Consider the following 13,640-nt stretch of genomic DNA (forward strand, 5'->3'; position numbering starts at 1 on the left):
TTACCTCCACTCCCTGAAGCCGGGCGCCGTTTTCGGCTCCCACAGTTCGGTAAATGCTGATGCGGTATCGATAAGTTTGTGTTCGCTGAACTCCGGGCCAAGGAGCTGGAGTCCGAAGGGCAGGCCCTCGGACTGCCCGGCCGGAAAGGCGAGGGCGGGGATGGCTGCAAGGTTTGCCGTTGCGGTAAACTTGTCCGCCAATTTCTGTTGAAACTGATCCAAACCGGCATCGCCGTGCGGGAAGGCTGTTGTAGGAAATACCGGCGAGAGAATCTGGTCGACCTTTTGAAAGGCCGAAAGGATCTCGTTGCGAAGCAGGGTTCTGATCTTTTGGGCCCGGAGGTAGTATTGGTCCTTGAACCCCGAGCGCAGCACATAGGTGCCCAGGAGTATCCTCAGCTTTACCTCATCGCCGAAACCCTCGTCACGACTCTTTTCCGTCAATTCGCCATGTTCGTCGGCCCAGTCCGTTCTGTGGCCGTAGCGGATTCCGGCATATCGTGCGAGGTTGGCACTTGCCTCCGCCGAGGCAATGGTGTAGTAGGCCGGTACCACATATTCGAGCATGGGGAGTTCGATTTCGACGATTTCATACCCCTTCTTGCGAATCAAGTCCAGGCGTTCCCGATAGGCGCTCTCCATGGCAGGCGCAAGCCCCTCTATATCGGCAATGACACCAATTCGCGGCTTTTCACCCTGCCTCTTCTCCGAGGCCTTCGGGGAAAAGGGGCGGCTCGACTGGTCCTTCGGGTCCTGACCCCGCATGGTATCGAAAACAATACGCAGCAGCTGTGTATCCAGGGAGATGATCCCAATGGTCTCGAGACTCGATGCGTAGGCAACAAGACCGAATCGGCTGACGACCCCGTAGGAGGGTTTGAGTCCATAGGTCCCGCAAAAAGCGGCAGGCTGCCTGATTGAGCCTCCGGTATCGCTGCCGAGGGCGAAGGGCACCATCCCTGCGGCTACGACCGCAGCCGACCCGCCGCTCGATCCGCCTGCAACCCTTGCGACATCCCAAGGGTTATTTGTCGTCCCCAGGGCCGAATTGTCACAGGAGGAACCCATACCGAATTCATCCAGGTTCGTTTTTCCCACAACCACGGCTCCCGCTTGTTGCAGCTTTTCTACGGCAGTGGCCGAATAGGGACTGCTTAGGGTGTCAAGCATCTTGGAGCCGCAACTGAGAGGGAGACCCTTAACGGCAATATTGTCTTTCACCGCAAAGGGCATCCCCCTCAAGGGGTTTTGGCCACTCGCCTCTGAACGACTTCGCTCCAAAGCGGATTGAAATTCGGCGGCACCGGTTCTTGATAAAAAGGCACCTAGCTTTTTATCATTCTCATCTAGATAAGTACAATATTCGGCGGTGGAACTCCATCCGAATAGAGCAGCATCGCTCATGATTCCTCCTTAACCAGCGGTTGGTTCATACCTGAACCGCTTTCCTGTTTCATAATTTTTGGGTATCGTCTTGTCTGTTGTCTTGACCGGGCGCGCTGTTCGCGATGCTTACAGCACATTGGGGATGACGATGAACCGGTCTTCCAGTTCCGGGGCATTATCCAGGAGAGAATCTGACAGATTCTCCCCGTGCACCTCGTCATTGCGGAGAATTGGCTCTTCGGAAAGAGCATGAGTGGTGGGTTCCAGTCCCTCTATGTCGACTTCTTGCATACGGGAAACATATTCCAGAAGCCTTCCGACCTCTTCGGCCAGAACGGCGGCTTCTTCCTCCCCGAGGGAGAGCCGGGCAAGGGACGCTGTTTCGTAAAGTTCCCGTGTTTCCATGTATCATTGTATATACTTTGATCGATGTTTCTGTCAACAGGTGCTGCCAGTGGCTTTGTGAAATAATATGCGTTTAAAATCGATTTTTATGCATAAAAAATCCCCACCCGCTTGGCGGATGGGGGGCTATTACTAAGACGCAAAAGCAGCGCTACTTGATAATCTTCACGCGGCCGGCAATTTCCGGGACTATCGCTCCGTCGAGCTGCTGAATATATTCGATGGTTGCGTCTCTCTGGAACATCGAGGTGTCGTAGCCTTGGGAGGCATTCTTGAAGACCACATAGCCGTCTCCTCCCGTTGCCATGTAACTGTTGGTCGCGATCTTGTAGGTGGCGTTCGGATCGAGGGGCTTTCCTCCTATCAGGAGATCTTTCACCTCACCTGCTGCAAGATCAATGGTATAGCTAATGCCGTCGGATACCTGGGGGTATGCTCCCGCTCCGACAACCGTGGGGATGTAATCGAAGAGGCCCTTGAGATCGCTACCCTTCATGGTGATCACATAAACCGAGTTGTCGAAGGGAAGAATCTGGTAGATGGTCTTTTTCGTTATGGTTCCTGTGGGAAGGGTTTCCCTGATGCCTCCACCGTTATTGATGGCAAAATCGACATCGAGGTTCATCTTTTCGGCGTACCATTTCATGGAATCGGCAACCAGGTCACCCAAGGCTGTTTCTTCCTGTCTTACCGTCTCGTTGGGGAAGACATCCGCCGCTGTTCCGATCTCTTCGGCAAGGGCGGCTTCAACCTTATCCGCATAGGGGGTAAGCATGGCCAGGAGCTGCGCATCCTCGGGGATCTCCTTGTCCACATAGTGGAATACCGAGCTGCCGTCCGCCTTTTTCTCCCGTGTCTTCAGATTGATGGGCACCGGTTTCCAGGAGAAGTCGACGATTTTCATGTTCTGGATCTTGATGTCGGCTCTTCCGACGTAAAGCCCCCACTGCTTTGCCGAAACGATATAGGTTCCGTTCTCTACCATGGGCTTTTCAAGAAAGGTGTGGCTGTGACCGTCGATGATCATATCGATGCCATCCACATTCCTGGCAAGCCAGCGGCTACCCAGGCCTTCTCTGCCGTCATCATAGATCCCCATGTGGACCAGGGCGATGACGATATCGGCCTTTTTCTTCAGCTCGGGAACCAGAGCCTTTGCCGTTTCAACCTCGTCTTCGAAGGTGAGATCGGCCACGATCTGCGGATTTCCAATGGTTGCGGTTTCCTTTGTGGTGAGACCGAAGATGGCAACCTTGAAGCCGTCGTATTCCTTGATGATGTAGGGAGTGGCGATAAGCTTACCATTGGCATCTCTTATGTTTGCCGAAAGGAAGGGGAAGTTCGACTCTTCCATCTGGGCGGCAAGGACCTCTTTCGGATTGTCGAACTCATGGTTTCCGAGGGTCATTGCATCGTAGCCGATGTAACTGTAGCCGATAAAATCGGGTTCGGCGTTAAAAAAATTCGACTCGGGCATACCGGTGTTCACATCCCCGGCATCCAGTACCAGTAGATTCGGCACCTCCTGACGAACCTGCTTGACATAGGTCGCCCGTGCCGGAAGCCCTCCGTTATCCGGAGCAGGGTAGTCGTAGAATTTCAGGACGTGACCGTGGTGGTCGTTGGTGTGCAGCACCGTAAGGTCGTACACCGTCTCGGGTGACTTTTGGACGTAAGTCCCCCCGGCGCAGGATGAAAGCAGCACCGCAACAGACACCAGAAGCAGGAGCAATGTCTTTCGTTTTCGCATCTTGATATCCTCCATAAAACTTGATTCTTTGATCCTTATGTTACTCTCGTAGAAGTAAAAATCAAGGCTTTTATGAAGACTTTGTTAGAAATGCATGAAATCTTCAACGCCGCAGAAAATATTCATACATGTTGCTGTTTTTTCGACGACGGGGTCGACAGCCTCCACTTTCGGATGTGCAAAAGCATGATATATCGAATATGTACGCTTTTCTTTTGCGGCAGGGATTGGAGCGGAAACCCTGGAGCCCCGCGGGGACGAGGAGGGCGATCGGGAGTGAGCCCGTGCCCGAGTCCCGGAAACGCGGGGCGAAGCGTTGGAGCGCAAAGCCCGGTCCGAGCGATAGCGAGGAGCCGCCCCGAAAAAAAAACGAAGCGGCTTATCTACTGTTCAGAATCCTGGTGGTCGAAGGACTGCAACTCCTTTTTCAGAAGTCAATTGAGAACACTATCATGGGAGAAAGCAGGCACCGACTTTAGGTTCCCGCCATAATGGCTGGAAGATCGGATTGGACATCTGCAATCGGTTTTATGTCGAAGTTTTTCACCAGTATGCTTGCGACATTCGGGCTCAGAAAGGCGGGAAGCGTCGGCCCCAGGCGTATGCCTTTGAAGCCGAGGTAAAGCAGTCCGAGCAAAACGGCTACGGCTTTCTGTTCATACCAGGCAAGATCAAAGCTGATGGGAAGCTGGTTGAGGTCCTCCAGTCCGAAGGCTTCTTTCAGCTTCAGTGCGATGATTGCAAGGCTGTAGGAGTCGTTGCACTGGCCTGCGTCCAGGACCCTGGGGATGCCATCGATATCTCCAAGATTCAGTTTCAGGTAGCGGTATTTTGCACAGCCGGCCGTGAGGATAACGGCGTTGTCGGGAAGGGCCTCGGCCAGTTCGGTAAAGTATGATCTGCCCTTTTGCCGTCCGTCGCAGCCTGCCATGACCACAAAGCGGCCTATGGCCCCCCTTTTGACCGCGTCGACGATCTTATCGGCCAGCGCAAGGGTCTGGGCATGGGCAAAGCCGCCGGTGATGCTTCCGGTTTCCAGCTCTGTCGGAGGAGGACAACTTTTGGCCTGTTCTATGATGGAGGAGAAGTCTTTCCGCCCGCCTTTTTCTCTGTCGGGGATGTGGCGCACGCCCGGGTAGCCTGCCATCCCTGTTGTGTAGATACGATCTTTGTAGCTTTCTTTGACCGGGATGATGCAGTTTGTGGTCATCAGAATAGGGCCGTTGAAGGATTCGAATTCCTTATTTTGATGCCACCAGCTGCCGCCGTAGTTGCCTGCAAAGTGTGCGTATGCCCGAAAGGCCGGATAGTAGTGTGCGGGCAGCATTTCACTGTGGGTATAGATGTCGACGCCGCTGCCTTCGCTTTGCTGCAACAGCTCTTCCAGGTCTTTCAGGTCGTGGCCGGATATGAGGATACCGGGATTGTTCCGTACGCCGATATCGACCTGAGTGATCTCCGGGTTTCCATAGGTCGAAGTATTTGCTTTGTCCAGAAGTTCCATCGCCTTGACCGCTGCTTTACCGGTTGCCATGACAAGGTCGATAAGCTTTTCCTGGTCCCGTTCCACGGCGAGGTCTGCAAGCAGGGAGATGATCGTGTGGTAGTGTTCTGTATCTTCCACTCCGAGAACGGCCGCGTGGTCGGTATAGGCCGCGATTCCCTTGAGGCCGTAGATTGCCAGTTCCCGGAGGGACCGTACATCCTCATTCTCTTCTTCGAGGATACCGGAGCCGGGGTGGGGCATATCGGCGGCATAACGTGCGCAAGCCGGAGCCTTGGTAAAGGTGGCATCGTCAAGGCCTTTCTGTAATTTCTCCAGCCTTCCGCAGCTTTCTTCGAGCAGGACAGATATCCTGTTGTCGTCGAAATTGGCGTTGGTGATGGTGGCAAAAAGCGAGCGTACCGTAAAGAGGCCGAGATCAGGCTGAAGCTTTTCCCAGTGGCCGAGTTTTTTCGCACACCATGCGCAGCCTTTTAGTGAATAGATGAGAAGGTCCTGAAGATCGGCCGTCGATCCCTGCTTTCCGCAAACACCGCGAACCGTACATCCCTTGTTCCCTGCGGTTTCCTGGCATTGAAAACAAAACATACTACACCTCCGTTTGAGTTTTGGTATGGTACTAAGTCTTATGGATCAGAAAAAAAAGTGCAGTACCATATGGTACGGATCTCTATGGTCGGCTATAGTGTCGTAATGGAAGCGTGGATGCGATCGACCCTTAAGCGGTGTCCGCTCTTTCGCGGACTTTCAAACGACCGCTTTGATCAAATCTCCGGATTGCTCTCTGTCGGCGTGCACTCTTTTCATGCAGGTTCTCAGGTGGCCTTTCGAGGAGATGCCTATGAAGATCTATTAATTATTCTCTCAGGTTATCTCAACGGTGAGTTCCGTGACTATTCGGGAAAGGTCCTGAAGGTCGAAACGCTCCATGCGCCTGATACGGTAGCGTCGGCGGTGCTGTTTGCTCCCGAGAACGTCTTGCCGGTGGATCTTGTTGCGGTCAGCGATGTGGATCTTATATCGCTTTCCCGCAGAGTGGTCCTTACTTTGTTCCATAAGGAGGAACAGATCCTTCTGAACTATCTTTCCGACAACGGCCAGAAATTGACCCTTCTTGCCGAGAAGCTGCGATTCATTCAGTTTTCAACCATAAAGGAAAAGATTGCAAACTATCTTCTCGATCTGTCGAAGAGTCAGGGTACGGAGACTCCCGAGCTTCGGATTACGAAAGAGAAACTTGCCGAGGTGTTCGGTGTAACCAGGCCCTCTCTTTCCCGGGGATTCCAGCAGCTTTGTGATGCCGGTGTTATCTGCCAGGAAGGAAGCCTTATCCGCCTTTTACAAAGGCGTGAGCTTGAATTTCTTGTACACAAAGAGGAAAAGCAACGATGAACAACAGTGAAAACAACCATCCCCTACGAAGAACCCAGGCAGAAGTCGACCTCGATCTTCTTTCGAAAAATATTCGTACCCTCTGGAACCGTTCCGGTTGTGAGGGCTACCTTCTCCTTTTGAAGGCCAATGCCTATGGCCACGGCTCCATCGCCTGCGCAAAGATGGCGGAAGAGCTCGGTGTCACCTTTGGCGGTGTGGCCGCCTATCAGGAGGTGCGTTTCCTGAGAAGTGCAGGGGTCCGGCTTCCTCTTTTGTTACTTGAAGATCTTTTCGATGATGAAATTGCCCCGGCCTTTGACGCGGATGTAAGCTTTTCGGTCTCGTCACTTGCCTATGCCGAAAAGGTGGCAAGGGTTGCAGAAAAGGCGGGAAAGGTCGGAAAGGTCCACCTCAATGTGGATACGGGTATGGGACGGCTTGGCTGTTTTCCCGATGAGTTGATGAAGGTTGCCGGGTACGTACATCATAGCCGGTGGCTCGCTCTGGAGGGGCTCTTTTCCCACTTTCCTTCCTCGGATGAGGGAGACCTTTCCGTTCCGACGGCACAGATAGAGCTATTTTCGCGTCTCGACAGGGAGCTTGAGGCAGCAGGTATCAGGCCGAAATGGCGGCACTTTGCCAACAGCGGTGCTGTTATCGATTTCCCTGCGGCCTCCTCCTTTGATATGATCCGGCCCGGTGTCTCTTCCTTCGGTATCTATCCCAGCAAAGAGGTTACCCATGACGTAGGGCTGTTTCGGGTCTTGTCGCTCAAAAGTGCGATCTTGTCCATACGGACCTTCCCGAAGGGTGCAAAGATCGGCTACGGTTCGACCTTTGTGACCGAACGGGAAAGCCGCATCGCCGTTGTTCCCATCGGTTATGGTGACGGCTACGTCAGGGCTTTTTCGAACAATAGCGATGTTCTTGTTCATGGGCGTCGGGTTCCCGTGGTCGGTCGAATTTCTATGGATATGATTACCGTTGATCTTACGGATCTTCCCGAGTCGGTCGCTACTGGGGATGAGGCTGTTTTGGTGGGAGAACAGGCCTGGGAGGATAGAAGCGGTGAGATCGATGCCGAAGACCTTGCTGCGCGGATCGGGACAATCAGCTATGAGGTGACCTGTCTCCTCACCGCCAGGGTACCCCGCGTCTTTTTCAGAGATGGCAAGGCCGTGGCGGTGCAGGAGATGTCGGAACACTTTTACCGGGAGTACTAAGCCTCTATCCCGTTCAGCCTCTCGAATACTTTATACAGCCCCTGGGTTCCCAGTTCATCGTAACCGCATGCCGAGGCCGCAATGTAGAATTGATGGGCGAGGCTCAGCCCCGGGAGGGATAGTTTCATCCTTTTCGCCTCTTGAAGGGCAATTCCCATATCCTTAATGAAGTGCTTGATGAAAAAACCGGGATCGAAGTTACCCTTTGCGATGCGCCGCCCGAGGTTGTTGATCGACCATGATCCTGCGGCCCCCTTGCCGATAACGTCGATGACCTCGTTCATATCCATGCCCGCACGCCAGGCGTAGAGCAGGGACTCGACGGTGCCGATCATCGTGGTGGCGATGAGGATCTGGTTGCTCATTTTGGTATGCTGCCCTTTCCCCGGACCGCCCATACGGGCGATATTTTCTCCCAGCACCTCAAAGTAGGGGAGAACCTTTTCAAAGGCTTCCTTTTCACCCCCGACCATGATGGCAAGCTTGCCGTCCCTGGCCCCGATATCGCCACCGGAAACGGGAGCATCCAGTACGGCTATACCGCGTTTCTTCCCTTCTTCGGCGATTCTCTCGGCGAGAGACGGCTCCGAGGTGGTCATGTCCACTGCAATGCTGCCTTGCTTCGCGCCGGCAAAGATACCCTTTTCTCCAAGGTAGACATCCTCAACATCGGCCGGATAACCGACGATGGAGAAGGTGATTTCCGATTCGGCGGCCGCGGCAGCAGGGGTTTCGGCCCAATGGGCGCCTGCTTCCAGGAGTTCCCTGGCTCGCTCTTTTGTACGGGTATAGACGGTGAGGCTGTGCCCTGCCTCTATCAGGTTGGCACACATATTCTTACCCATTACTCCGGTGCCGATCCATCCAAGTTTTGCCATTTGCTCCTCCTCCTTTTTCCTCTATCTACCATACGCCCGGCGGCCTCTCTATTCAAGGGGGTGTCGTACCAGGAGACATTGCGGGTGAGGAACATGATGAGGGCAAGGGCGATGAAGAGGCCTATGGAACCGAGGAGGAGCGCGTAGTCCTCGGAGGTTAAGACCACCATGAGATATGCATAGGCGATGATGATTATCCCTCCAAGGGTGATCCCTGATGTTTTGCTGCCGAGCACCGCCGATGCATAGGCTGCAATAAGAAGAGAGCCACCCAAAGCCGCAAGCATATATGCCGTGAAAAAGGGGATATGTTCGGAGAGGCTCAAAAGGAGAAGATAAAAGACGATATCCGCACAACCGGTAAGAAGATACTGCACGGGATGAACGGCTTCTCCCTTTACGGCTTCAAACACGAAAAAGGCAGCGAAGGGCACAATGAGAAAGAGCCAGGCATATGTTACCGATCGTTCGTTCTTGGGATACGGATCATCCGGGTTGAGAAATTTCACGCCGAAGCCCTCAATGTCTATCTCTTCCGAGCGCAGATCGGAGATGAAACCAAAGTGCGGCAGGTTTCTGCTCAGGTGGCTGATGCTCCACAAGGCGGAAAACCCCGGTTCAGCATCCCCTCCGTCGTGTCGGACCGGCAAGGCTGATCCGAAGAAGCTGGGATTCTCCCAGTCCGAACGCATAGCAACCTCGGTTTGCCGGGCAACGGGGAGGATGCTGATGCTCTGGCCTCCTCCGATACGAAGCCTGAAACGGTAGGGCATGGAATCTTTCAGGGCCTTGACTGTGAGCCCTACCGGGGCCGTAATCCTGTTTCCCTGGAGAAGGATATCGGTACCCATCGGCTCCAATGTCAGTTTGGTATCCCCGAACATGGCTTCGTCGATTGCCCTGATACCGCTAAGCTCTCCCAGACTCAGACCTATGCGGATTCCTTCCTCGTCGATGGTGTAACCGGAAAGTCGTTCGTTCAGCTCCTCCAGCCGAAAGCTTCCCTCCAGCAGGATCGATGCATTGTATACCGGAACAGAGAAGATACCCCGGCTGCGTTTCTCTGTTTCCGCATGGATATCCACATTCAGGCTGTCCGGAAAAAAGAGGGCGGTGCGCTCGATCTTCTGCTGAACAGGCTTTCCTTCTACACTCCGTGTCTCTTCGAACCGGTAGACGGGGATTAGGAGATAGGGTCCGCTTATGGTGCTTCTTCCTCCCCAGGAATCGATCACGTCCTCCGCCGCTTCCCGACTGCGGGACTCACGTTCCTTGACGATTTGCCGGACCATTCTCAAGGGAATGGCAAAAAGTATGAGGAGAATAAGAATGACAATCAACTTTACTCCATATCTTCCTGCTTTCATCTTTTCATACTCCTTTCGTATGGTGTTGTACGTGGGAGGATTCTCGGGGATGAGCGTGGCAAAAATGGGGCGTACATGTGGCAATAGTGTGGCAAACTCCTTTTTCCTTGAGGGTTGAGTTGACCTTGAGGCGGCAATCTGCCTTAATAATCAACGATGAACGAGGCAAAACGGATTGCCATTGTCGATGATGAAGAGGCCCTTACCGCAACGCTCGCCTTTGCTTTCCGCAGGGAAGGCTTTGAAATCGAGCTCTTTCATGATGGAGCGGCAGCCTGGCAACATTTTTCACAGAGGCTTCCCCATCTTATTGTCCTTGATATCATGATGCCGAAGATGGATGGTCTTACATTGTGTAAGCTGCTGCGAAGCGAGGGGATGCAAGTGCCCATCATTTTCCTTTCTTCACGGGATGATGAGATCGACCGGCTTCTCGGTTTCGAGTCGGGGGGCGACGACTACCTTTCAAAGCCCTTTTCGGTCAGGGAATTACTGGCCAGGGTGCGAGCCGTGCTCCGCCGGAGTTCCACGGTGGCGGATGGGGAGCTTCCCTCCACAGTCGATGTCGGAGACCTGCAGATTGATGTATCATCCGCTCGCTGTTTTTTCGGCGATCATAGTGTCCCCCTCACCCTGACGGAGCTTCGAATACTGCTCTCGTTGCTGGAACTGCCGGGGGGGATCAAGAGTAGGGAACAGCTGATGGCTGCTGCCTTTCCCGAGGATCTCTATGCGAACGAGCGGGCCGTCGATAGCCATATCAAACGGATACGAAAAAAGATGACGGCCCTCGGCCTTCCCTACGATCCGCTGGAGACGGTCTACGGCATGGGCTACCGCTTTACCTCGACTGGGAGTCGCCGGTGAGGCGAATTTCTTTCCGCCTGCTGATATTCAACCTCCTCCTTGTATTTCTTCCCCTCGGAAGCATGCTTTACCTGAAGACCTACGAGAGGCAACTTCTTGAAACCCAGGAACGGGCGATGGTGCAGGAGGGGCGGATGCTTGCATCGGCAGTGGCCGATAGAGCCATACAGGATGAGGGCCTGCGCATCCTTGCCAATCTCGCAGGGAGAATGGAATCGAGGATCAGAATTGTGGGCCAAGATGGCACACTGCTTGCCGACTCTGCTGTCGATTCCCCTGTTTCCCGGGATGAAACGATGCAAGCGGCCGGTCGCGATTACGAAAAACAGGAATCGGGGAGGCAGGCTTTTTTGTATCGCCTTGTGGTGCCTCCCGTCAACAGACTCCGGGAACTGTGTGCGCGCCTTTTGTTTCCTCCGTCGCCTCGCTTCGAATCGGCAGAGTATTACAGCGGGAAAAGCGTGCTCGACGGGCCTGAGGTGCGTTTGGCCCTCTCCGGTAGGTACGGAGCAAGTACCCGAATTTCCTCGGGCGGGCAGCGTTCGGTTACCCTCTATTCCGCCATTCCCATCTATGCTTCCTCCGGTAACGTGAGGGGGGCGGTCGTTGTCAGCCGTTCTACCTATCGAATTCTCGAGAATCTTTACCGCATTCGCCTCGACATTATCGTCATATCACTCTATTCCTTTGCCGCTGCACTATCCATCAGCCTTATCCTCTCCTTTACCATTACCAGACCGCTCAGAAGGCTCAAGGATCGTGCCGAAGAGCTTCTTTCTGTGCGGAACGATCTTGCCTCTGCGTTTCGGGATGGATTTCCAGCCCTGAAGCGGCGTGATGAAATAGGCGATCTGGGGCGGGCCCTGGCCGAGCTGTGGGGACGTCTGGAAAAACGGATAGGGGACATCGACGACTTTACCTCCGACACCCTCCACGAATTGAAAAATCCTCTCTCCGCCATACGGAGTGCTGCGGAGGTGGCCTCCTCAGAGGCCGATCGGGAAGGAACGAGTGAGCTTTCTGTTTTTTTCCGGACCATCCTTAGATCCGTGGCCAGGATCGATCGGCTTTTGGGGGAACTCAGGGAGATCGGCAGGATCGATGCGGGTATAGACGACCCTTCTGCCGAGGCGCTGGATGTGGAATCCCTGGTTACGCGCCTGGAAGAGATATATCGCTGTCATAAAAGAATTATTTCCAAAGAGGTCGAGTTGCATATCGACAATCGCCTTAGCGGTCGTTCCATCCTGATCAATCCCGAGCGAATGCTTCAGCTGGTTGGGAATCTTCTTGACAACGCCCTTGACTTTGCCTCTTCCCGTGTCGATCTTTCGCTATTTCCCCTTGGTGAGAGGAATGTCGGCATCAGGGTTGAGGATGATGGTCCGGGGATCGATCCTGCCGATGCTCCCCATCTCTTTTCCCGCTTCTTTTCCGTTCGGGAACGTCGGGGCGAGCATTCCGGCCTCGGGCTCTCCATTTGCCGTGCCATTGCCGAAAGATGCGGAGGACGCGTTGTGCTGGAAGAAAATCCGGAAGAAAATAAGGAGGAAGGAGCCTCTTTCCTTGTTGTTCTTCCCGCTTCCTTCTGAAAAAGTGTCCCCTGAAGGCGCAATGATGGTATCGAGAGACTTGTCATCACCAGGATTCGGAACACTACCCCCTAATAACCACTCCTCCGTGAATCACCGTTCGTCCTTTTTTCCCGCCGATGAGAGCCTCAACCGGATTAGGAGCATCTACGATTACCATATCGGCTCTGCACCCCTGCTTTAGCCCATAATCCCTTATACCCATCGCCCGAGCCGGGGTTTCGGTGATCATTGCCGACAGATCCTGGCTGCGGCTGTAGGGGTCCAGCTGGGCCACCTGAGCGGTGAGGAGCAACTCTTCAAGGGGATCTCCGTTGCCGAAGGGGCGGAAGGGGTCTCTGATGTTATCCGAGGCTACCGCCACCGGCACCCCCGCTTCAATGAGTTCTGTGATTCGGGTCGTACCCCGACGACGATTCTTGGTATCGCTGCGTCCCATGAGAAAAAGATTACAGGAGGGCAGTGTTACCACATTGACGCCGGAGCTGGCAACCTTTTCGATTACCCGTGCCGCTGCATCCGCATCCATTGCCGAAAGAGAGGTACAGTGGCCCGCCGTCACACGGCCGGCCATCCCGTATGCCATGGTTTTCTCGGCAAGATAGTCGAGGGCATCGGCATTTGCTTTCTCGCTTTCGTCCACATGCAGGTCGATTGGAAGACCACTTATCTTTGCAAGACGGAAGAGGGTGTCGGTAAGTTCCCGATGATTATTACTCAAGGTGGGACAGCCGCCTATTGCGTCCGCCCCTGTCGCTATGGCCCTTTCCAGCAGGTTATAGACGGCATCTCCGGGAACAATCCGTTCCACGGCCCCGGGAAAGGCGACCAATTGAATCGTCATTTGATCCTTATAGTGTTCTCGTACCTTGCAGGCGCTTTCCCAGAGCTTCATACCGGTGAAACGTTCAAGGGTAATATGGCTTCTCAGTATCGAGGTCCCGGCCTCGATGGCCATTTCAACCATGTTACAGCCGTTTTCATATAACTCCTCTTCATCGACGTCCCTGAAGTAGGCGTTCATGCTTTTAATCGCTTCTAACAGGGTGCCTGAGTAATTATGTATGCGACCGGCGGTCATTGCTTTATCAAGATGGGTGTGCATGTCGACAAAGCCGGGGAAAACGGTTTTTCCTGAAGCATCAATAATCTTTCGGCCGGCTTCTGTGATGCGGGAAGCCTTTTCCACAATGAACCCTTCCTTGATGCCAAGATCCATTGTTCCGCTTCCGTGAATATTCCCCCGTTTGATTACTAAATCATACATATGAATCCTTTATCTTCTTGATGATTA

Annotated in this window: 12 protein-coding genes; 5 read left to right on the plus strand and 7 right to left on the minus strand. The window is 53.8% G+C overall.

Going from position 1 to position 13,640, the window contains the following annotated elements:
- The 3 genes from gatA to SPIRS_RS05260 form a co-directional block, all read right to left on the minus strand.
- Positions 1-1,404, minus strand: a complete 1,404-nt coding sequence (gene gatA / locus SPIRS_RS05250; protein WP_013253638.1) for an Asp-tRNA(Asn)/Glu-tRNA(Gln) amidotransferase subunit GatA — start codon at positions 1,402-1,404, stop codon at positions 1-3.
- A 108-nt stretch (positions 1,405-1,512) separates the two neighbouring features.
- Positions 1,513-1,791: an Asp-tRNA(Asn)/Glu-tRNA(Gln) amidotransferase subunit GatC gene (gene gatC, locus SPIRS_RS05255; protein ID WP_013253639.1), complete on the minus strand. Its 279-nt coding sequence runs from the start codon at positions 1,789-1,791 to the stop codon at positions 1,513-1,515.
- Between the two features lie 151 nt (positions 1,792-1,942).
- Complete coding sequence (locus SPIRS_RS05260) at positions 1,943-3,541, minus strand: 5'-nucleotidase C-terminal domain-containing protein (RefSeq protein WP_013253640.1); 1,599 nt, start codon at positions 3,539-3,541, stop codon at positions 1,943-1,945.
- Positions 3,542-3,741: 200 nt separating this feature from the next.
- Here SPIRS_RS05260 and SPIRS_RS05265 point away from each other — a divergent pair, with 200 nt between their 5' ends.
- On the plus strand, positions 3,742-4,020 hold the full coding sequence (locus SPIRS_RS05265; protein WP_171814756.1) for a hypothetical protein: 279 nt from the start codon (positions 3,742-3,744) through the stop codon (positions 4,018-4,020).
- On the opposite strand, the gene hcp is transcribed toward SPIRS_RS05265, so the two are convergent.
- Positions 4,017-5,633, minus strand: a complete 1,617-nt coding sequence (hcp, locus tag SPIRS_RS05270; protein ID WP_013253642.1) for a hydroxylamine reductase — start codon at positions 5,631-5,633, stop codon at positions 4,017-4,019. The genes SPIRS_RS05265 and hcp overlap by 4 nt on opposite strands.
- Before the next feature lie 69 nt (positions 5,634-5,702).
- Here hcp and SPIRS_RS05275 point away from each other — a divergent pair, with 69 nt between their 5' ends.
- Complete coding sequence (locus tag SPIRS_RS05275; RefSeq protein ID WP_245537704.1) at positions 5,703-6,437, plus strand: Crp/Fnr family transcriptional regulator; 735 nt, start codon at positions 5,703-5,705, stop codon at positions 6,435-6,437.
- On the plus strand, positions 6,434-7,642 hold the full coding sequence (gene alr / locus SPIRS_RS05280) for an alanine racemase (RefSeq protein ID WP_013253644.1): 1,209 nt from the start codon (positions 6,434-6,436) through the stop codon (positions 7,640-7,642). Before SPIRS_RS05275 ends, alr begins: the two co-directional genes overlap by 4 nt.
- Here alr and SPIRS_RS05285 read toward each other — a convergent pair.
- Together SPIRS_RS05285 and creD are read right to left on the minus strand one after the other, a co-directional pair.
- On the minus strand, positions 7,639-8,520 hold the full coding sequence (locus SPIRS_RS05285) for an NAD(P)-dependent oxidoreductase (protein WP_013253645.1): 882 nt from the start codon (positions 8,518-8,520) through the stop codon (positions 7,639-7,641). The two genes, alr and SPIRS_RS05285, sit on opposite strands and share 4 nt — an antisense overlap.
- Entirely contained in the window at positions 8,487-9,887 is a 1,401-nt protein-coding gene (creD, locus tag SPIRS_RS05290) for a cell envelope integrity protein CreD (protein WP_013253646.1), read from the minus strand. Before creD ends, SPIRS_RS05285 begins: the two co-directional genes overlap by 34 nt.
- A 156-nt stretch (positions 9,888-10,043) precedes the next feature.
- Here creD and SPIRS_RS05295 point away from each other — a divergent pair, with 156 nt between their 5' ends.
- Positions 10,044-10,754 carry a response regulator transcription factor gene (locus SPIRS_RS05295; RefSeq protein ID WP_013253647.1) on the plus strand — a complete coding sequence of 237 codons (711 nt, stop codon included), beginning with the start codon at positions 10,044-10,046 and terminating at the stop codon, positions 10,752-10,754.
- Positions 10,751-12,346, plus strand: coding sequence for a sensor histidine kinase (locus SPIRS_RS05300; protein WP_013253648.1), 1,596 nt, complete (start codon positions 10,751-10,753; stop codon positions 12,344-12,346). The genes SPIRS_RS05295 and SPIRS_RS05300 overlap by 4 nt, the downstream gene beginning before the upstream one ends.
- A gap of 64 nt (positions 12,347-12,410) precedes the next feature.
- On the opposite strand, the gene SPIRS_RS05305 is transcribed toward SPIRS_RS05300, so the two are convergent.
- Complete coding sequence (locus SPIRS_RS05305; protein WP_013253649.1) at positions 12,411-13,613, minus strand: amidohydrolase family protein; 1,203 nt, start codon at positions 13,611-13,613, stop codon at positions 12,411-12,413.
- Positions 13,614-13,640 lie beyond the last annotated feature (27 nt).

This window comes from Sediminispirochaeta smaragdinae DSM 11293 (assembly GCF_000143985.1).
Lineage (GTDB): Bacteria > Spirochaetota > Spirochaetia > DSM-16054 > Sediminispirochaetaceae > Sediminispirochaeta > Sediminispirochaeta smaragdinae.